Source organism: Nocardiopsis sp. NPDC058789, assembly GCF_042745575.1.
In the GTDB taxonomy this organism is placed as follows: Bacteria; Actinomycetota; Actinomycetes; order Streptosporangiales; family Streptosporangiaceae; genus Nocardiopsis; species Nocardiopsis eucommiae.
The window spans coordinates 212,439-232,022 of sequence record NZ_JBHYOW010000008.1 but is presented as its reverse complement, the minus strand read 5'-3'; the positions used below and the strand labels follow the sequence as shown (position 1 = coordinate 232,022).

Genomic DNA, 19,584 nt, shown 5'->3' with positions numbered 1-19,584 from the left:
GGGTCAGCGATCGGTGACCGTGGCGGACGCCCCCGCCGTGAGCACCACCGGACCCGACAACATCAACGCCCGGACGCCGACCCGATCGACCGACCACCCCAGGGTCAGCGCCACCACCATCGACCCGGCGCCGAAACAGGCCAGCGCCAGTGCCACACCCACGTCGCCGCCACCCAGGTGGGAGCGGACGATGACCACGGTGTCCGCGAGGACCAGGTGGGCGGTACGGCCAGGGCGCGTGGCTGCTCAACCCGGTCACCCCCCAGGCGCGCTCAGACCGGGTAGCGGGAGCGGGTGGTCGGGCCGACGGGGAAGGGCCTGGTCGAACGGGGCGCCGGTGTCTCCCCGCTGGCCCACGCCCGGGCCCGAGGGAGGGCCACGGGTCCTCCTCGCCCGCTTCCGCATTCGCGGACTCCTCCGGCATGGCCGTGAAGGCAGGAGGGCGCCGGACTGGGCGCATCGGGTGGCGCCACCGAACCGCTGCCCAGGTCGCGCCCCTACCGCCCCGTCCTCCTCGCTCCGAAGACCGTCACGCGCGGGTGCGGGTGGGCAGGCCGGGAGCGTGTGCCCGTGTGTGCGAGGGGGATCCGGGGACCTCTTCTTCATATCGTTTCGTTGGTAACGTTATTTATGAAACGTTACACAGTTCTCGTGACGAAACAGATCCCGGAAACAGGGAAATCCTGACTTCCGATAACCAAACCTTCTAGGAAGTCAGCCCTCTGAGGGCACCCCAACCACCGCCAGTACCCCGATCCGGGCCGCCAACGTTATTGCGCCCACGCCGCGACCCGCGAAAACGCGATGGATACACCCATGGCTGTACTGACATCTGGGATCCACCCACCCGTGCGCACGGCCCCGCACCCGGGCCAGCGGGTCGACGTACACGCTCTCTCGGGGCACCGGTCGGCGCCCCGTCGTGTCACGTGAGGACGTCCGCGCCTTCGTGGCGGCCCTCTTGGGCGGAACCCCGGAAGGCGCGTTCTTCCTCTTCCAGTGGCCAGGCCCCGGGGGTGCGTCAGGGCACGTCGCGCCCGGCGATGTCGCGCTCGACGCCGTCGAGCAGCCAGGCCAGGGCACGCTCGAAGACCGCCATGGCGTCCAGGGGTGCCTGGAGGCGCTCGATGGAGGCCGAACGGGCCCCCTCGGCGCGTCGGGTGGCAAGGTAGCTCTCCTGGACTGAGACGAACGAGCGTCCCTGCGGGTCGCTCCAGCTCTCGGCCCGGTCCGCGACGACGATCTGGGCGACGTGGCCTCGCACCAGGGCGTCGACGGACTCCACGACGGCGAGGGCCACCTCGGCGCTCAGGCCCGTGTCGTCGAAGACGCGGATGGCCGAGTCGGTCCAGGCGAAGGCGTGGGGGCCGACGAACGGGCCGGAGGTGACCTCGATCAGCCAGGGGTGTACGCGCAGGGACGCCATGTCCTCGCGGGCCCAGGCCTCGACCTTCTCACGCCAGGTGCCCGGGCGGGTGTGCGGGAGGGGTGCCTGGCTGATCATCTCGTCGACCATGAGCGCCAGCAGGGCGTCCTTGTCGGGGACGTAGGTGTACAGGGTGGAGGCGCCGACTCCCAGGTGGGCGGCGACCTTGCGCATGGACAGTGCATCGACGCCCTCGGACTCGGCGACGGCCATGGCCGCCTCCATCACGCGACGCACGGTGAGCTGGTGGCGGGGGCCGCGTCTGGGTCGGCCGAGGCCGGTCCACAGCAGGTCCAGGGTGGCCTCGATGCTCCTGCGTGTGGGCGCCACTCACGTCCTCCTCGCCGGACTCCCTCGCCAAAACTCCGTACACTGTTCTACATTAATCGAACAGTGTACGGAGTTTCTTTGGAGCACGCATGCCCCCATCCGAACCCCCCGGCACGCGCGGCGACCTGATCCGTGTCGGGTCGCTCGTCGTCGCCTTCACCCTGGTCGGCACCGCCGCACACACGCTCCTCGGCCGGTTCGACGCCGCGCCGGACGGCCTCCCGGGACTGGTGGCGCGTTCGGCCGTCTTCCTCCTGGTGCTCCTGCCGCTGGTGTGGGCGCTGTGCCGTTCCGCCGGGCGCACCCTGTCCTCGATCAGCCCGGTCTCCCCCGCTCGGGCCTGGCCACCGTTGGCCACCGCCGCCCTGAGCACCTGGTGCGGCACCGCCCTGGTCGTGACTGCCGCCCTGGTCAACGGCGACGCCGACCTCGACACCACGGCCCTGGTCTCCGCCGTCGTCTCCGCCCTGCTCCTGACCGCGCTGATGCTGTTCGCGCAGATCCTGCCTGAGGAACTGGTCTTTCGCGGCTACGTCCCGCACCTGCTGGGGTACCGGCTCTCCCCGCTCACCGTGGTCCTCGTCCAGGCCGCGCTGTTCGCCGTGTCGGTGTCCCTGATGACGGGGAGCACGGACGAACTGTTCGAGCTCGCCCTCTTCGGAGTCCTCCTCGGCCTGTTGCGCACCACCACCGGCTCGCTGTGGGCCGGGGTGGGAGTGCGACTGGGACTCACCGCGGCCGTCGTCGTGCTGCACGAGGCGGAGCTGGCCTTCGAGACCAACGCCCCGGCCTGGAACCTGGCGCTGGGCGTGGTCGGCGCGCTGGTCGCCTACCTGGTGGTCCGGTTCCTCTTCCCGGCCCGACCCGACCTCACCCCGAGGCCGACCGAAGAGGACGCGCTGCCGCGCCGACGCGTCCCGGTGCGCGGGATCCTGTACGACGTCGGTTCCAGTTACGTGCCGGGGCAGCACTCACGGGAACGCTGGAACCCCGACGCCGTGCGCGAGGACATGCGCGTCATCCACGAGGACCTGCACTGCACCGCCGTGACCCTGTTCGGCCACGACCCCGACCGGCTGGAACGGGCCGCCCGCTCGGCCCTGGAACAGGGACTGGACGTGTGGCTGCAACCGCGTTCGGTGGACGCCGACCCCGACGGGCTGGTCGAACAGATGGAGTACGTCGCCCGGAGTGCGGGGCGTCTGCTCGAGGAGTATCCCGACCGGCTGGTGCTCAACGTGGGCTGCGAGCTCACCGTCCTCAACCGCGGCATGATCCCCGGCCGAGACATCGCTCGCCGGACACGGGCCCTGTCCGTGCTCGGGATGATCCCCGCCTACTACAACCGTCGGCTGAACGAGGTGCTGCGCCGACTGGCCGCCACCGCCCGAGAGCGGTTCCCCGGTCCCCTCACCTACGGTTCGGGCACCTGGGAGACCGTGGACTGGTCCCCCTTCGACCTCGTCGGGGTGGACTACTACCTCGACGAGCTCACCCGGGGCACCTACCGCCAGGGGCTGCGCGCACTGGGCCGATGGGGCAAACCGGTGGTGGTCACCGAATTCGGCTGCTGCTCCTACCAGGGCGCCGAAACCAAGGGCGGCTCGGGCTCCGACCCCCTGGACTGGAGCGACCTGAACGACCGCAAGATACGGGGGAACCTCGTCCGCGACGAGAGCGTCCAGGCGGACATGATCGACACCCTCCTCGACGTGTACGAGACCGAGGACGTGCACGGCGCCTTCCTGTGCATGTTCGTCGAAGGCGACTGCAGGTACTCCCCCGACCCCACCCGCGACAGCGACATGGCCAGCTTCGGGATCGTGCGCCCGCCCACCTGGGCGTCGGGGCTCTCCCCCGACGACGGCCACTGGGAGCCCAAGGAGGGTTTCCACACCCTGGCCCGCCGCTACGGCGCCCAGACACCCGACCGGGGCGGTGACCCGCTCACCGGAACCCGCTGACGAGACGGACCCCCGGTTCCGGAGAACAGGGCGGGGATCCCAGGGCTCGGGGGCGAGGAAGGGCCGTGCGACCTCACCGAAGGAGCGGCTGCCCCCGCGCGACGGCGCGGGGGCAGCCGCTCCCATGAGCCCGGCCGCGACCACCATGGGGCGAGGCTCGCCCCCCCTTCCGAGGGCTGGTGCTCGCTGCGGGCGACGTCACCGTCCCCTCGGAGCGGGCTGCCCGTGGACCACGGCGGAGAGCCGGTCAGTCGAGGGCGTTCCCCGTGTGCGAGGTGTCGGCGCCCCCGGGAACCCACGACCCGCTGTCTTCGGTCGCTCCCGCGTTTCCTCTCCGTGACCTGTGGGAGGCACGGGAGGGAGAGAGCCGCCCAGGCTCACCGCGCGACAGCACGCACCCGCCCACGGGTCAGGGCGTCACGACGATCTTGCCCCGCACCCCGCCGCGCTCCAGCCTGCGGTGCGCCTCCGCGATGTCCTCCATCGCCAACACGGCACTGACCACCGGCGTGATCGTGCCCTCCTCCACCAGGGCGGCGAGCTCCTCCAGCTCCTCCGGGGAGGGGTCGTTGCTGAACGCGCCCAGGCGCGTGCGCCGGTCCAGACTGCCCGCCGCCACCCACAGCGCCGCCCGGATCGGACGGCTCGGGTCCAGGGCGAGCGGGAAGAGCGTGCCTCCCCTGACGAGCCTGCCCCGCACCTGGGCCAGGTGCGTGCCGACCAGGTCGACGATCACGTCGAAACGCCCCAGATCCTCCACCCGGGTCTGCCGGTGGTCGAGGGCCTCGGCGGCACCCGACCCACGCAACCAGGGAAGATGGGCGGCTCCGGCCAGCGCGGTCACGTGCGCGCCCAGCGCCGCTCCGAGTTGCACGGCGACCACCCCCACACCTCCGGCGGCCCCGCGTACCAACAGCCGTTGCCCCGGACGCAGGCGTACCCGCCGGGTCAGGGCGTGCAGCGCCGTCGTCCCCGAGGCGGGCAACGCGGCGGCCTCGGTGGCCGTGACCGAACGCGGAGCCATGGCGACGCGCTCCTGGGGAACGACCACGGACTCGGCGGCCGAACCGAAGGTGCCGTGCGGCATCACACCCCACACCAGGTCACCGGCGCTGGCCCGGGTGACGGCCGTACCCGTCTGGGCGACGGTCCCCACGAAGTCGACTCCCGTTCCGGCGGGCAGGCGCTGGCGCAGCACGCGGCGCAGCCGCCCCGCCCGGATGGGGATCTCACCGCCACCGACGGCGGCCGCCGCCACCTCGACCCGCACGTCGGTCGCGCCCACCGGGGGTGGGGTGAGCCCGTCGACGACGGCCAGGACCTCGGGCCCTCCGTAGCGGTCGTATCGGACTGCGCGCATGGTTCCTCCTCGGGCGGGAAGCCCCCGCCGTGTTCGTGGGTTCTCACCGGTGATGGCCCGGTGCCACTGTGGGCAACCGGACCCCGCCGGTCACCCATCCCGACGACGACGAAGTGAGACGACCCATGGCCCAGGACGCGCAGATCCACCCGGGACCGGAGCCCCGGGAGCTGCGGCAGGACGCCCAGCGCAACCGACTCAGCGTGTTGCGGGCCGCCCGGACGGTCTTCCGGGAGCGCGGTCTGGAAGCGACGACGCGGAGCGTGGCCCACCACGCGGGGGTCTCGGCCGCCACCGTCCACCGGCGCTTCCCCGGCCGGGACGCGCTCGTGGCCGACCTAGCCGAGCACGCGGCACGGGAACTGGTGGCGTGCTTCCGCGACCTGGCCCGCACGGTCCCGGCGGATCTGGCGTTGGAGCGGGCCCTGCGCGTCGTCGCCGCCGAGACGGTGGCCACGCGCGCGTGCGCACCGGAGCACCGTGAGCGCTTCGCGGACCGGGCGCGCGAGCTCGACGAACGCGTCCACCTGGCACTGCACCGGCTGCTGGTGAGCGCCCAGGAGGGCGGTCGGATCGCGGCGACGGTCACCGCCCAGGACCTGTGGTTGGTCAGGACCGCCGTCACGGCCGCCGTGGCCGCCGAACCGGACACCGAACGAGCGGGGCGGGCGGCCCAGCGCATGGTGACCCACTTCGTCCGGTCCTTCCGCGGCACGGACTGAGACGTCCCGAGCACGGGCTTCCTTCGCGGCGGCGCGGAGAAGGGTGGTGCGACCCGCGGCCATCGGTGGCGAGGAGCGGTGTCAACGACGGATCCCCGCCCGCCCCGGATCGGGGCGGGCGGGGATCCGTGCTCGGGTTCAGGGGCCCTCGTCGGTGGAGGTCGACCCCAGTTCGTTCAGCCAGGCCAGGTGGCTCGCCAGGGCCATGCGTCCCTCGGGGGTCAGGCGGAACCAGGTCTTGGGGCGGCGCCCGACGGCGCCCTTGCGGACCTCCAGGTACCCGGCGTCCTCCAGGGTGCGGCTGTGTTTGGAGACCATCGGGTCGCTGATGCCGATCAGGTCGCGCACGGTGGCGAAGTCGATCCACTGGGCGCCTTGGAGGAGCGCGCACATCGCCAGGCGGGGTCCGGTCTCCAGTTCCGTGTGGCGTTGGGCGCTCACGCCCGTACCCGGCCGTCCTCGATGTCACGGCGCATGGCCGTCTGCACCCACAGGTAGCCGCACAGCGAGGTCAGTGCCACGGGCCCCAGCACGGCCAGGGCCAGGCCCTCCTGCCCCCGTCCGACCAGGGTGTGGATGGCGATCAGGCCGAGGACCGTGACGATCAGGACGACCACGCGCGGGCGCCGGGCGCTGGGGTAGGCGCTGGCCCAACGCGGCAGGGTGACGCCGGTGCGCCGACGACGCGCCCAGCTCAGTCCGGCCGCCGCCACGGCCACCACGACCAGGATCCACTGGAGGTGGCGGCTCTCGAGTGAGAGCAGGGACATCCAGATCGGCAGGCCGGCGACCAGCGTGCAGCCGACCGCTTGGAGGGCCCAGAAGGAGGCGGGCGGTGCGGAGTGGGCGGCGAGCCTGCGGCGGGCTTCGGCGGCCTGGTCGAGCGGGGGTGTGGGGTCGGCGTCCATGGCCATCTCCTGTCCGTTCATCAATTACTTTCTAAAAGGAAAGTAGATTCCGTGGCGGGGGTTGTCAACCCCGGGCACCCAGTGGCCCCGGCACCGTCCGGGGCCCCGGGGCCACGGAACCCCAGCTCACGCCGTGTGTGGGGTCGCCGACGGAAAGATTCGACCAGAGGTCCCCGAAGCGACCGAGCCACGCGATCCCGAGGGCGACGAGTCCCGCCACCTCCGGCCACGCGCGTGGAAGAGGACACGGACCCGCACCGATCAGGAGACCGGCCCCGCCTCAGCGAGCCGCCACCACGGCACACGGGTCCGCCGTCCGAGACCGAGCGGACCCCCACCACCCCGGGTCACAGGGCGTGGCCGCCCGCGACCTGCACCACCTGCCCCGTCACCCAGCGAGCCTGGTCCGAGGCCAGGAACACCACCGCGTCCGCGATGTCCCCCGGCTCACCCACCCGACCCATCGGCACGATCCCCTCGACCCGCGCCACCAGCTCCTCGTCCATCCACCCCGTCTGCACCGGACCCGGCGCGACCGCGTTCACACGCACACCCCGCCCGGCCAGGTCCAACGCGGTCGAGCGGGTCAACGCCTCCAACGCCGCCTTCGACGTCCCGTACCCGGTCTGCCCGGAAAAGGCCCGCGCGGCGTCGGTCGTGACGTTGACGACGCACAGCGACTCCCGACCCCGACGACGCTCCACCACCTGGGAGGTCAGGAGCGCCGGGGCGATCGCGTTCACCCGGTAGTGGCGCTCCAGCGAGCCGTATGTCAGCGTGTCCACGGTGTCCGGGCTCTCACAGTGCGCGGCGTTGTTGACCAGGACGTGGACCGCCCCGGCCCGCTCCACGACCTCACCCACCAGCCGGGACGGCCCCTCGGGGTCGGACAGGTCGGTGCTCACCGCGAAGGAGCCGTGCCCCAGCTCGCGCGCCAACCGGTGGGCCTCCTCCTCCGCGGGGGTCACGTGTCCCCACACGGCGCCCTCCGGAACGGGGGTGTCCCGGGCCAGGTAGTGCACGGCCACTCGCGCCCCCTGCGCCGCGAACGCGCGGCTGACCGCCGCGCCGATGTTGCCGGATCCGCCCGTGACCAGGACGGTGCGTCCAGCCAGGCCAGTGTCGATCATCAGGTCTCCTTCGTGGGTGTCGGTTCGACGGGGACTCGACCCGCAGGGGAGGCCCACGCGGCGACGCCCGCCCACGGCGGAGAACTGGAGGAGAGGAGGTGACGAACACGGACGTCCCGAAACGGAGCAGGGTTCACCCCACGGGGCTGGGCGCCACGCACATGGGGACCGACGACTCTCAGGAACGCATGCCCGCATGCTACCCACCACAGGCCGACCCGACGACCCGTTTCCCACGCCCCGAAAACCAGGGGCCCGATCCCACAGGGGGTGTCAGAATCCTCGGCCATGGAACCCACCGTCCCCGCCGCCGCGCACACGATCGCCGCACGCCACCACGTCCCACCCGAGCAGGTCCACCCACTACCTCCGGGCGGCGCTCACCACGTCCTCGCCCTCGGCCCCGACCTGGTCCTTCGTCTGCCCCGCACCCCCGACGACGCCGACAGCCCACACACGGAGGCCGCCCTCATCCCCCTGGCCCGCCGCGCCGGCGTACGCACCCCCGACCTGGTCACCACCACCCAGATCGGCCACCAACTGGCCCCTCATCCACAGCGTCCCCACGACCGACCCGCCCGCGCCCTGGCCGGACCTCGCACCACCCCGCCTGTGAGGGCCGCCCTCACTCCCGGGTGAGGGCGAGCACCCGGCCCAGGTGGTGCTCCGCGATCCCCACCAGCACCGCGCGGTCGGGGAAGTCCCCGTCCAACAACCGCAACGGCCCCGCCACCAACGACAGGTGCTCCGCCCACGCGTACAACTCCGTTCGCGCCGGGTCCAACCCCGGACGCTCCAGGTACCGGTACAGGTCACCGAACCGCACCCGCAGGAACGCGTGCTCCCACTCGGCGTCGAAGAACATCAGCCCCTCCACGTCGATCAGCACCGGCTCCTCCGAGGGATCCACCAGCACGTGGTCGGGCCCCAGCTCACCGTGTACCAACCCGTGTTCGAACCGGGGACCCACCCGTTCGAACAACGCACCCAACCGCACCTCCACGGCGGAGGCGACCTCCGCCAGCTCCGGCCTGCGCCGCGCCCCCTCGGCCAGATCCACCAGCGCCCGCTCCACCACCAGCTCCGCGCCGGAACGATCCCGCACCAGCGGGCGCGACACCTTGCCCACCCCCGACTCCCACCGGGTGCCCATCGCGGCCAACACCTCACCCAACCGGCCCAGCACACCCTCCACGAACACCGGATCACCGTGGGCGATGTGCTCCTCCAAGGTGGGACCGCGCACGTCCTCCACCAGGGCCACGTCCGCGCCGCCGTGCCCCCGGTGGTCGCGCTCCACCCACAGCACACGCGGGGTACGCACCCCCAACGGTTCCAGCGCCTCGACCGCGCCCACGAACAGGTCCACACCGTCCGCGTGGGAGAAGGGCCCCTCCACGGCGGGGGAGGCGGGCCAGTAGTTCTCCGCCGCACTCCACACGTAGGCGACCACACTGGACTCGTCCGCCGTGACCAGCCGGTACACGCCCTTCTTCGTACCACCGCGCAACCGCTCCACCCCCACGACCCGAACACCCAGGGCACGACGGGCCAGCTCCCGCAACGGACCAACAGGGGGCAGGGCACGCACAGCACACTCCAAGGGGGTGAGGGGCGGAACCGCCCCAACCTAGACCGCCCGTGCGGGGTTGTCGACCCCACGCAGGCTCTCCGTCCCCCCGCGTTCACACCCCGTTACACCCCCGCCGCTAACCTCACCAGCGTCCCGCCCCCCGCACGAAAGCGAACCCCCCATGACCGCGTCCCCCCGCTCCGCGGCACGCCGCCCGCTGCGTATCCGTCACGCCCTGGCCCTGCTCGGGGTCGGCGCCATGACCCTGGCCCCCGCCGTCGCCCTGCCCACCACCGCCTCCGCGCAGCAGGCCCCCGAGCGGCTCACCCTCTCCCCCACCGCCGACCCCGCCACCTCCCAGACCGTGACCTGGCGCGCCGACCACGGCCGCACCGCCGTCCTGGAGATCGCCCCCACCGCCGACCCCGACCAGGTCACCCGGGTCCAGGGGCAGGTCACCGGCGACGCGGGCGGCACCCACTACGCGGCCACCGCCACCGACCTGACCCCCGACACCGCCTACCGGTACCGGGTGGGCGACGGCGACCAGACCGTCGCCGCGTGGCACACCTTCACCACCGCCTCCCACGAGGCCGACCCCTTCAGCTTCCTGTACTTCGGTGACATCCAGAACGACATCACCTCCGGCGCCGCCCCGGTCGTACGCGCCGCCCTGGCCGCCGAACCCGACGCCGCCCTGGCCGTGCACGCCGGGGACCTCATCGACCACGCCAACAGCGACTCCCAGTGGGGCGAGTGGTACGACGCCTTCGGCAGCCAGACCACCGGCGGCATCAACCACGTGACCGCCCCCGGCAACCACGAGTACTCGGGCACCAACCTCAGCGACCACTGGACCCCGCAGTTCCCCGGCGCGGGCAACGGCCCCACCGGCGGCGCCGACCTCAACGAGACCGTCTACCACACCGACTACCAGGGCGTGCGGTTCGTGGTCCTGAACTCCAACTACCGCAACACCACCCCGCTACGGCCCGGAGCGTGGCTGAACACCCAGCGCGACTGGCTCGCGTCGGTGCTGGAGGACAACCCGAACCCGTGGACCGTGGTCACCTTCCACCACCCGGTCTTCTCCAACAGCCCCGGCCGCGACAACGGCCCCCTGCGCGACTCCTGGCTCCCGATCCTGGAGGAGCACGACGTCGACCTCGTCCTCCAGGGCCACGACCACTCCTACAGCCGCGGCAACCTGACCGCGAACCGCACCCAGGACCCCGACACCCACACCGGCCCCGTGTACGCGGTCACCGTCACCGGCCCCAAGATGTACGACGCCCAGGACGACAACTGGGCCGACCACGGCGCCGAGGCCCGCGTCCAGCTCACCGACACCCAGACCTTCCAGACCGTGGAGGTGGACGGCCCGCACCTGGAGTACGTGGCCCGCACCGCCGACGGCCGGGTCGTGGACTCCTTCACCATCGTGAAGGACGACCAGGGCAAGCGTGTGACCACCACGTCCTGACCCTCGAACCCTCTCCCCGAGGGCGCCCGGAGCCGCGTGCGGGCGGCCCGGGCGCCCCACCCTTCCCCCCGGCCTACCGGGTCGGGTCCAGGGCGTGCTCCGCCTCCGCCATGACCAGGTCCGCGTTGATCGCCGCCCCCGCCCTGTTGCCCGCGGCCGCCGAACCGACCACCTGCGCGCTGGGCGAGGTGACGTCGCCCGCCGCCCACACCCCCGGCACCGAGGTCGCGCCCATCGCGTCGACCTCCACATGGGTGCCCATGACGTGCTCGCCCATCCGCACCTCGCTCACCGCGACCCCCAGGTCGGCCAGCAACCGCGAACGCGCACGCATGAACGTGGGCACCACCACCACGCGCACCGCGACCACGACGCCGTCCACGGTGTGCACACCGCTCACCCCGTCGGCGTCGGACTCCACCGCCCGGACCGGGCCGTCGACCACGGTGACCCCGCGCGCCACCAGCTTCTCCCGGCCCTGCGGGCCCAGGTCCCGCGCGGGGTCGGCCAGGACCGTCACCCGATCGGTCCACTGCCGCCACAACAGCCCGGCGTGCACGGCCACCGGCCCGTCGGCCACCACCGCCACCGGTTGGTCGCGCACCTCCCACCCGTGGCAGTAGGGGCAGTGCAGCACCCCCGAACCCCAGTGCTCGGCCAACCCGTCGATGTCGGGCAGCTCGTCCACCAACCCGGTGGTCACCAGCAACCGCCGCGCCCCCACCACGGACCCGTCCGCGAGCCCCACGGCGAACCCGTCGCCCGCGCGCTCCACGGCCACCACCCGGCCCGACTCGACCACACCCCCGTAGGAGGCCACCTCCGCACGCCCGCGTTCGAGCAGCTCAGCAGGGGAGACACCCTCCTGCCCCAGCAGGCCGTGCACCCCCTCGGCCGGGGCGTTACGCGGGCGCCCCTCGTCCACCACCAGCACCGACCGGCGCGCCCGGGCCAGGGACAGCGCCCCCGCCAACCCGGCCACACCGCCACCGACCACCACGACCTCGACCTCACGCGTGGGCTCGTCCATCACAGTCCTCCTCAGTTCGTGCCCCCATCCTCACCCCCACCCCACCAACCGACAACAATCCTTGCCAGAACAGCAAAACACCAGGTGGGAACCTCCCCCCACACGCAAACCCACCCATGCCCTAGGCTCCCCACCCATGAACAGCACCTGGAACACCGACACCATCTGGCTCAACACCGCCCAGTACGGCATCCCACCCACCACCGCCCACCACGCCCTCACCCACGCCACCCACACCTGGCACACCGCCACCGCCGACCCCCACCACTGGAGCCAGACCACCGAAACCGTCCGCGCCCGGTTCGCCCAACTCCTCCACGCCCCCACCGACGACATCACCCTGGGCGCCAGCACCGCCCAACTCGTCGGCACCATCGCCGCCTCCCTCCCCGACGGCGCCCACGTCCTCGTCCCCCAAGGCGAGTTCACCTCCACCACCTTCCCCTTCCACGCCCACGCCGACCGCGGCATCACCGTGCACACCGCACCCCTGCACGCCCTGGCCGACCACATCACCCCCACCACCCACCTCGTCGCCTACAGCCCCGTCCAATCAGCCAACGGCGCCCTGGCCCCCACCGACGACATCCTCACCGCCGCCCGCACCCACCACACCCTCGTCCTGGCCGACGCCACCCAGGCCGCCGGCTGGCTCCCCCTGGACGCCACCCGCTTCGACGCCCTCGTCTGCTCCGCCTACAAATGGCTCATGTCCCCCCGAGGCCTGGCCATGGCCTACCTCTCCCCCCACCTACGCACCCGCCTGCGCCCCATCAACGCCGGACCCATAGCCGACACCGACCCCGCCACCGCCTTCTACCGCGACCACTTCACCCCCTCACCCACCGCCCGCGCCTTCGACCTCTCCCCCAACTGGCTCGCCGCCGTCGCCGCCGCACCCGCCCTGGACACCCTCCTGCACCACGGCGTCGACCACGTCCACACCCACAACACCCGCCTCACCGACCGCTTCCGCGCCCACCTGGACCAACCCCCCGCCCACTCCGCCATCACCACCGTCGACCACCCCGACGCCCTGGCCACCCTGCGCGCGGCCGGCATCACCGCCACCGAACGCGAGGGCCACACCCGCCTCGCCTTCCACCTGTACAACACCGAAGCCGACGCCGACCTGGCCGCCAAGGTCCTCACCTCCTGACCCCCCACACGACGAAGGGGGCTGGAACACCAGCCCCCTCAACGCCCCACCACCGGTCAGGGAACGATCCCCTCCCGCTCGGGCCGCACGTTCCCCATCACCCGCTTCACCACGATCTCGATCACCGCGCGATCCGCGTTCGCACGCGGCTCCCGATACCGCGACGCGTACCGGCGCACCGCCTCGGCCACCACCGCCGGATCACGGCTCACCCACGCCTCACCCTCCAACGTCGACCACCGCCGCCCGTCCACCTGGCACACCGACACCCGCGACCCCGGCCGCGCCTCCAGGTTCCGCACCTTGAAACTCGTGGCCGAGGAGATCACCCGCGCCAGATGCCGCTCCGGGTCATAGGTCACCCCCACCGGCACCTGGTGCAGACTCCCGTCCGCACGCGGCGACGCCAACGTGCACAGGTGCCGCTCACCCCAGAACACCAGGAACGGATCCGTCTCCCCGAGCACGGACTCCCTCTGCACACCACTCACACCCGACTCCCCCGACACAGGACCCCCTACTTCCACACCCGGACCACTGCCCCCAACGATCCCAGCCCCGCCACCCACCACCACACCAACCCCACCAAAAACACACAAAACCCACCAGCGGCACCCCCACCCGACCCGACCGCAACCGCCGCCCCGCCACCGCCCACACCAGCAACACCGGCGGCATCGCCGAGACCGTGGTCGCCGCCACCGACCTCTACTCCCACCCGCACGGACACACCAGAGCGGGGACGGCACCGCCACCGGATCGCCGCGCGGCCCGCTCCTTGGCACCGCACCACCACACACGACCCCGCCCACGGGCCTACACCAACCCCCGCACCAACCCCACCGTGCGCTCCAACTCCTCCTCCGAGTTGTAGTAGTGCACCGACGCCCGCACCACCGCGTGCCCCGGCCCCTCCGACCACCGCTGATCAAAGGGCCGCGCCACACTCGTACGCACCCCCCGCTCCCGCAACGCCCCCACCACCCACTCCGACTCACGCCCACCCACCGAGAACGTCACGATCCCCGACAACTCCCGCCCCCGGTCATGCACCACCACCCCCGGCACCTCACCCAACGCCCCCCGCAACCACCCCGCCAAACCGTCGATCCGCTCCCGCGCCCACCCCATCCCCACCCGACGCGCATAGGCCGCCGCCACACCCAACCCCACCTGCGCCGCCACCGCGTGCTCGAACGCCTCGAACCCCGCCGCCCCCGGCAACACCCGGTACTCACCCGGCCCGCTCCACCGACCACCCACGTGGTTCACCACCAACGGCTCACCCAACCGGGTCCCCTCCCGCACATACAGGAACCCCGTCCCCCGCGGCCCCCGCAGGAACTTACGCCCGGTCCCCGAGAGCAGATCACACCCGATCCGCTCCACATCGACCTCCCACTGCCCCACCGACTGGCAGGCGTCCAACAAGTACGTCACCCCGAACCGCCGACACGCCGCCCCCACCGCCTCGGCCGGATTCACCAACCCGCTGTGCGTGGGCATGTGGTTGATCGCCACCAACCCCACGTCCCCACGCCCCAACTCCTCCGCCAACACCCCCACGTCCACCACCCCGTCGGCGTCGTCGGGCACCACCTCCACCCGCACCCCACGCAACGCCGCCAACCGCAACAACCCCACCCCGTTGCTCGCGTACTCACTCCTGGTCGTCAACACCCGCTGCCCCGGCTCCAACACCACCGCACCCAACGCCAACGACCACGCCTGCGACGCCCCCTCGAAGAACACCACCTCCCCCGGCGACGCCCCGATCAACCCCGCCACCTGCTCCGTACACCCCTCCACAGCCCCCGCCGCACGCTCCCGCGCCTCGTACCCACCCACCCGGGTCTCCAGCTCCAGATGCCCCACGACCGCCTCGTGCACCACCGACGGCACCAACGACGACCCCGCGTTGTCCAGGAACACCAACCCCGCGCACCCCGGCGTCTGCGCCCGCAACCCAGCCACGTCCACCACGCGCCCACTCCTCACCTCGACGACGACCCCTCACCCGCACCCTGCCCCACCCCGGGCCGAGACCACCACCCCCACACCGGCCCCGATGTGTCCCACACCGCCCCCACCACAGGCCAACCCACCCCCCGCCATCAGCCACAATGGCCAACAACCCACACCACCCGAAGAAAGGGCGCCCGGCTGCCATGGCCATCCCCAAAGCCGAACTCCACCTCCACATCGAAGGCACCCTGGAACCCGAACTCGCCTTCCACCTGGCCGACCGCAACGGCATCACCCTGCCCCACGCCGACGTCCAGGCCCTGCGCGACGCCTACTCCTTCACCGACCTCCAGTCCTTCCTCAACCTCTACTACGAGCTCATGGACGTCCTGCGCACCGAAGCCGACTTCCACGACCTCGCGGAGGCCTACCTCACCCGCGCCGCCACCCAGGGCGTCCGCCACGCCGAGATCTTCTTCGACCCCCAGGCCCACACCAACCGCGGCGTCCCCCTGGCCACCGTCATCAACGGCCTCTCCTCCGCCCTGGACACCAGCCTCCAACGCCACAACATCTCCACCAGCCTCATCCTCTGCTTCCTGCGCGACCTCCCCGCCAGCGAAGCCATGGACACCCTCCACGCCGCCCGCCCCCACCTGCACCAGATCAACGCCGTCGGCCTGGACTCCGCCGAGGTCGGCAACCCGCCCGAGAAGTTCACCGAGGTCTTCCAGGCCGCCGCCGACCTCGGCCTGCACCGCGTCGCCCACGCCGGAGAGGAAGGCCCCGCCGACTACATCTGGCAGGCCCTCGACCTCCTGGGCGCCGAACGCATCGACCACGGCATCCGCTGCCTGGACGACCCCGCACTCGTCACCCACCTGGCCACCACCCAGACCCCCCTGACCGTGTGCCCCTTCTCCAACGTCCGCCTGCGCGCCGTCGACACCCTCGCCGACCACCCCCTGCCCGCACTCATGGACGCCGGCCTCCTGGTCACCGTCAACTCCGACGACCCCTCCTACTTCGGCGGCTACGTCAACGACAACTACCTCGGCCTCCAGGAACACCTCGGCCTGGACCACGACCACCTGCGCACCCTGGCCCGCAACTCCTTCACCGCCTCCTTCCTGCCCGAGGAACGCCGCCAGGCCCTCCTCGCCGAAGTCGACGCCCACACCTTCTGACCCCGCACCACACAGAAAAAAAGGGGGGCCCGCGCACCACGCGCGAGGCCCCCCTTTTTCATCCCGCCCTCACCGCCACGTCAACGACTGACCGTGCTCCCCCGTATACCCCACCACCCGACCATCCACCGCCAACGTGAAGTCACCCTCCACCACCGGACGCGCCCCCTCCCACCCCGGGAAGACCCGCCAGTCCTCGTTCGACACCCAGTGCCCCGGCAACCCACCCACCAACCGCTCCCACTCCACCCGCTCACCCTCGGACAGATACGCCGCCACCGCACTGTGGAAGACCACCAACGTCGCCCCCGACGGCGCCCGCCCCGCCAACTCCGGCAGGGCCTCCAACAGGTTCCCCGCCACCATCACCGGCGGATCGGCCGCCGCCACCGACGCCGCCGCACGCAACCGCGCCACCCGCTCGGCCCGATGCTCCCCCGGCCACACCAGCGACTCCAACCACCGCACGTCGTCGGCGTCCGAGGCGTCCAACGGGTTCAGGTCCAACCCCGCCCGCCACACCACCTCCGGCACCCGCCCGGGCACCGGCACCCGACCACGGGTCCCGCACTCCAACAGCACCGGACTCCCCTGCGGCCCCACCGGAGCACCCCCGTCATAGGAGTACCGGTACCGGTCCGGGTACAGGCACAACCCCGCCGACGCACCCACCTCCACCAGAGCCAACGGCCCCTCCAGCCGGGCCAGGACCGGCAGCAGCGTGGCGCACCGACGCACCTCGTTGGTCTGGGTCATGCGCGTCTCCACCACCCGGCGCACCCGCTCCCAGTGCTCCACCACCCACTCCCGGAACCCCTCCCAGGAGTCGATCGGCCCACCCAGGTACCGCACCGCCCCCAACAACAGGTTGGGCTGGCGCTTGTTCCCCTCGGGCAGCGACGCCACCAGCTCCCGCACCTCCGCGTCCCCGGCCACCCCCAGGGCGAGGCGCTCGTACTCGACCGACCCCCCGCGCGCGCAGCTGGCCGCGAACCCCCGGTACCGTTCCGCGATCCGTGCGCTCTCCCGCTCGGCCGCCGCGTCCACACTCACCGTCGCACCCTCCTCCGCGAACACTTCAGGTGCGCGGCAACCTACCGTCCCCGTCCCCGACCACCGAGCACCGCCCCACGGTCGAGCACCCCCTTCAGCGACACCACGAAGACCCCCACAACACCCGGAGAACACACCCACCATCAGACCCCACCAGCTGATGTCCCCCTCACCCACCCGCCCCTACGCTGAACAACGAGACCAAGGACACGAACACATAACGAGAACTCTCACACGCCCGGGACAATCCCAGGCAGGAGACCACCACCCACACGAACGGACACCCGTGAGGCTCTCCACCCGCCACCACCTACGGCGCACCACCCACCACACCACCCCCACACCCCTGCTCACCCTCCACGACGTGTCCCTCACCACCCCCACCGGAACCACCCTCCTCCACCACCTCGACCTCACCATCAACCCCGGCCAACACATCGCCCTCATCGGCCTCACCACCACCGCCACCCACGCCCTCACCCACCTCCTCAACCACCACACCACCCCCAACACCGGCCACATCACCACCCACACACCCATCCACACCACCCACCCCAACCCCACCCTCGCCCAAACCATCACCGGCCACACCCACCCCAACCCCCACGACCCCCACCTCACCCACGCCCTCACCACCACCCACCTCGACCCCCGCCACCTCAACACCCCCACCGCCGACCTCGACCCCACCCTCACCACCCACATCCACCACGCCCGCACCCTCTACGCCCACCACACCCACGCCCGCCTCCTCCTCATCAACCAACCCACCACCCCCACACCCCGACCCGCACCCACCACCGCCCACCTCACCCTCACCAACCACCCCTCCCTCGCCCGCACCGCCGACCGCATCCACCTCCTCCACCACGGACACACCACCGAAACCGGCACCCACCACCAACTCCTCATGCGCGGCGGCGCCTACGCACGCCTGTACGCACTCCAGAGCACCCCCACCTAAACTGACCCCGTGCCACCCATCACCAAGGAACTCACCGTCGGCCAGGTCGCCGAACGCGCCGGAGTCGCCGTCTCCGCCCTGCACTTCTACGAACGCCAGGGCCTCATCCACAGCCGCCGCACCACCGGCAACCAACGCCGCTACCGCCGCGACACCCTCCGCCGCGTCTCCTTCATCCGCATCTCCCAACGCGTGGGCATCCCCCTGGCACGCATCCGCGAAGCCCTCGACCAACTCCCCGAGAACCGCACCCCCACCCGCTCCGACTGGGCCGCGGTCTCCGCACAGTGGCGCGAGGAACTCGACGCCCGCATCACCCAGCTCATCCGCCTACGCGACGACCTCACCGGATGCATCGGCTGCGGCTGCCTCTCCCTGGACACCTGCGTCCTCTCCAACCCCGACGACGAACTCGCCGCCACCGGCCCAGGCCCCCGCCGCCTCATGGTCGACCCCTTCAAGGACGAGGACTAGCCCCCGGCCCAGGGCGAACCCCGCACACGACGAAGCGGCGGCACCCCCAGGGCACCGCCGCCACACCCACCACCGCCGCTACAGACCAGCGGCCGCGTCACGCCCGCGCCGGGCCAGCTCGTCCGCGCGTTCGTTGCCCTCGTCTCCGTTGTGCCCGCGCACCCACTTCCACTCCACGTCGTAGCGCGAGGCCACCTCGTCCAGGCGCTGCCACAGGTCCACGTTCTTCACCGGCTTCTTGTCGGCCGTCTTCCAGCCGCGCTTCTTCCACCCGTGCACCCACGAGGTGATGCCGTTGCTGACATAGGAGGAGTCGGTGTGCAACAGCACCGGCACGTCGCGCTTGAGACTCTCCAGCGCCTGGATGGCCGCCATGAGCTCCATGCGGTTGTTGGTGGTCTGCGCCTCGCTGCCGAACAGCTCGCGTTCGTGCGTCCCGTAGCGCAACCACACCCCCCAGCCGCCCGGGCCGGGGTTGCCGCTGCACGCCCCGTCGGTGTAGATGACCACGCGTTCCGTCGACCCCTGGTCGACCTCGTCCCCGTTCTGCATGCCGGGAAATCTACCGCCCTCACCGATCACGGAAAGGCCACAGCCCCCATGACAAGAGCCACTTTCAAGGCCAATCGGTACCAATGGAACCGCTAAACCCACCATTGCGGACGATCATCCTGACCAGAGGCGCCCCCGGCCCCGCACACCACCAACCACCCGCTCACCGAGAGCACAACAACCCGCGGGACCCGACCCCACGGCGCACCCCACCGAACACGCCCCCGGACAGCGTCCGAACCCGAGCGCCCCACCATCCCCGCCAGTGCGCCCCCGACCGAGCCGTGGACATGGGCCATCATGG

20 protein-coding genes are annotated in these 19,584 nt (G+C 71.8%); 8 read left to right on the top strand and 12 right to left on the bottom strand.

What is annotated here, in order from left to right:
* Positions 1-3: 3 nt before the first annotated feature.
* Both ACFW3L_RS14320 and ACFW3L_RS14315 read right to left on the bottom strand, forming a co-directional pair.
* Positions 4-198: a hypothetical protein gene (locus ACFW3L_RS14320; RefSeq protein ID WP_378740251.1), complete on the bottom strand. Its 195-nt coding sequence runs from the start codon at positions 196-198 to the stop codon at positions 4-6.
* An 823-nt stretch (positions 199-1,021) separates the two neighbouring features.
* Entirely contained in the window at positions 1,022-1,756 is a 735-nt protein-coding gene (locus tag ACFW3L_RS14315) for a TetR/AcrR family transcriptional regulator (protein ID WP_378740249.1), read from the bottom strand.
* Positions 1,757-1,845: 89 nt separating this feature from the next.
* Here ACFW3L_RS14315 and ACFW3L_RS14310 point away from each other — a divergent pair, with 89 nt between their 5' ends.
* A complete protein-coding gene (locus ACFW3L_RS14310) occupies positions 1,846-3,720 on the top strand; it encodes a type II CAAX prenyl endopeptidase Rce1 family protein (RefSeq protein WP_378740247.1) in 1,875 nt (624 codons plus the stop codon).
* 409 nt (positions 3,721-4,129) lie between these two features.
* Here the strand turns inward: ACFW3L_RS14310 and ACFW3L_RS14305 are convergent, their stop codons facing one another.
* Positions 4,130-5,080, bottom strand: coding sequence for an NAD(P)-dependent alcohol dehydrogenase (locus ACFW3L_RS14305; protein WP_378740245.1), 951 nt, complete (start codon positions 5,078-5,080; stop codon positions 4,130-4,132).
* Between the two features lie 125 nt (positions 5,081-5,205).
* On the opposite strand from ACFW3L_RS14305, the gene ACFW3L_RS14300 reads away from it, so the two are divergent.
* Positions 5,206-5,802, top strand: a complete 597-nt coding sequence (locus ACFW3L_RS14300) for a TetR/AcrR family transcriptional regulator (RefSeq protein ID WP_378740243.1) — start codon at positions 5,206-5,208, stop codon at positions 5,800-5,802.
* Positions 5,803-5,940: 138 nt separating this feature from the next.
* Here ACFW3L_RS14300 and ACFW3L_RS14295 read toward each other — a convergent pair whose 3' ends face one another.
* The 3 genes from ACFW3L_RS14295 to ACFW3L_RS14285 all read right to left on the bottom strand — a co-directional run bounded on the left by ACFW3L_RS14295 (position 5,941) and on the right by ACFW3L_RS14285 (position 7,840).
* Positions 5,941-6,243, bottom strand: a complete 303-nt coding sequence (locus ACFW3L_RS14295; protein WP_378740240.1) for a winged helix-turn-helix domain-containing protein — start codon at positions 6,241-6,243, stop codon at positions 5,941-5,943.
* Positions 6,240-6,731, bottom strand: coding sequence for a hypothetical protein (locus tag ACFW3L_RS14290; RefSeq protein WP_378740237.1), 492 nt, complete (start codon positions 6,729-6,731; stop codon positions 6,240-6,242). The genes ACFW3L_RS14295 and ACFW3L_RS14290 overlap by 4 nt, the downstream gene beginning before the upstream one ends.
* 326 nt (positions 6,732-7,057) lie before the next feature.
* Positions 7,058-7,840: an SDR family NAD(P)-dependent oxidoreductase gene (locus ACFW3L_RS14285; protein WP_378740234.1), complete on the bottom strand. Its 783-nt coding sequence runs from the start codon at positions 7,838-7,840 to the stop codon at positions 7,058-7,060.
* A 288-nt stretch (positions 7,841-8,128) separates the two neighbouring features.
* Here ACFW3L_RS14285 and ACFW3L_RS14280 point away from each other — a divergent pair, with 288 nt between their 5' ends.
* The gene (locus tag ACFW3L_RS14280) at positions 8,129-8,479 is read left to right on the top strand and encodes a hypothetical protein (protein WP_378740231.1); all 351 of its coding nucleotides are present in this window, start codon (positions 8,129-8,131) and stop codon (positions 8,477-8,479) included.
* On the opposite strand, the gene ACFW3L_RS14275 is transcribed toward ACFW3L_RS14280, so the two are convergent.
* Positions 8,466-9,431, bottom strand: coding sequence for a phosphotransferase family protein (locus ACFW3L_RS14275; RefSeq protein ID WP_378740229.1), 966 nt, complete (start codon positions 9,429-9,431; stop codon positions 8,466-8,468). The two genes, ACFW3L_RS14280 and ACFW3L_RS14275, sit on opposite strands and share 14 nt — an antisense overlap.
* Before the next feature lie 163 nt (positions 9,432-9,594).
* On the opposite strand from ACFW3L_RS14275, the gene ACFW3L_RS14270 reads away from it, so the two are divergent.
* Positions 9,595-10,896, top strand: coding sequence for a metallophosphoesterase (locus ACFW3L_RS14270; protein WP_378740227.1), 1,302 nt, complete (start codon positions 9,595-9,597; stop codon positions 10,894-10,896).
* A 73-nt stretch (positions 10,897-10,969) separates the two neighbouring features.
* On the opposite strand, the gene ACFW3L_RS14265 is transcribed toward ACFW3L_RS14270, so the two are convergent.
* Positions 10,970-11,926: an NAD(P)/FAD-dependent oxidoreductase gene (locus ACFW3L_RS14265; RefSeq protein WP_378740225.1), complete on the bottom strand. Its 957-nt coding sequence runs from the start codon at positions 11,924-11,926 to the stop codon at positions 10,970-10,972.
* Between the two features lie 136 nt (positions 11,927-12,062).
* On the opposite strand from ACFW3L_RS14265, the gene ACFW3L_RS14260 reads away from it, so the two are divergent.
* The gene (locus ACFW3L_RS14260; protein WP_378740223.1) at positions 12,063-13,085 is read left to right on the top strand and encodes an aminotransferase class V-fold PLP-dependent enzyme; all 1,023 of its coding nucleotides are present in this window, start codon (positions 12,063-12,065) and stop codon (positions 13,083-13,085) included.
* Positions 13,086-13,141: 56 nt separating this feature from the next.
* Here ACFW3L_RS14260 and ACFW3L_RS14255 read toward each other — a convergent pair whose 3' ends face one another.
* Complete coding sequence (locus tag ACFW3L_RS14255) at positions 13,142-13,567, bottom strand: pyridoxamine 5'-phosphate oxidase family protein (protein WP_378740491.1); 426 nt, start codon at positions 13,565-13,567, stop codon at positions 13,142-13,144.
* Positions 13,568-13,901: 334 nt separating this feature from the next.
* A complete protein-coding gene (locus ACFW3L_RS14250; protein ID WP_378740489.1) occupies positions 13,902-15,065 on the bottom strand; it encodes an aminotransferase class V-fold PLP-dependent enzyme in 1,164 nt (387 codons plus the stop codon).
* A 188-nt stretch (positions 15,066-15,253) separates the two neighbouring features.
* Here ACFW3L_RS14250 and ACFW3L_RS14245 point away from each other — a divergent pair, with 188 nt between their 5' ends.
* The gene (locus ACFW3L_RS14245; protein WP_378740221.1) at positions 15,254-16,237 is read left to right on the top strand and encodes an adenosine deaminase; all 984 of its coding nucleotides are present in this window, start codon (positions 15,254-15,256) and stop codon (positions 16,235-16,237) included.
* Between the two features lie 69 nt (positions 16,238-16,306).
* On the opposite strand, the gene ACFW3L_RS14240 is transcribed toward ACFW3L_RS14245, so the two are convergent.
* Positions 16,307-17,290, bottom strand: coding sequence for a DUF2332 domain-containing protein (locus ACFW3L_RS14240; protein ID WP_378740219.1), 984 nt, complete (start codon positions 17,288-17,290; stop codon positions 16,307-16,309).
* A gap of 286 nt (positions 17,291-17,576) precedes the next feature.
* Between ACFW3L_RS14240 and ACFW3L_RS14235 the strand changes: the two genes are divergently transcribed.
* Together ACFW3L_RS14235 and soxR are read left to right on the top strand one after the other, a co-directional pair.
* The gene (locus ACFW3L_RS14235) at positions 17,577-18,254 is read left to right on the top strand and encodes an ABC transporter ATP-binding protein (protein ID WP_378740217.1); all 678 of its coding nucleotides are present in this window, start codon (positions 17,577-17,579) and stop codon (positions 18,252-18,254) included.
* Positions 18,255-18,263: 9 nt separating this feature from the next.
* Positions 18,264-18,728 (top strand): redox-sensitive transcriptional activator SoxR, encoded by a 465-nt coding sequence (soxR, locus tag ACFW3L_RS14230; RefSeq protein ID WP_378740215.1) that lies wholly within the window; start codon positions 18,264-18,266, stop codon positions 18,726-18,728.
* A gap of 78 nt (positions 18,729-18,806) precedes the next feature.
* Here the strand turns inward: soxR and rnhA are convergent, their stop codons facing one another.
* Positions 18,807-19,280 (bottom strand): ribonuclease HI, encoded by a 474-nt coding sequence (rnhA, locus tag ACFW3L_RS14225; RefSeq protein ID WP_378740213.1) that lies wholly within the window; start codon positions 19,278-19,280, stop codon positions 18,807-18,809.
* Positions 19,281-19,584 lie beyond the last annotated feature (304 nt).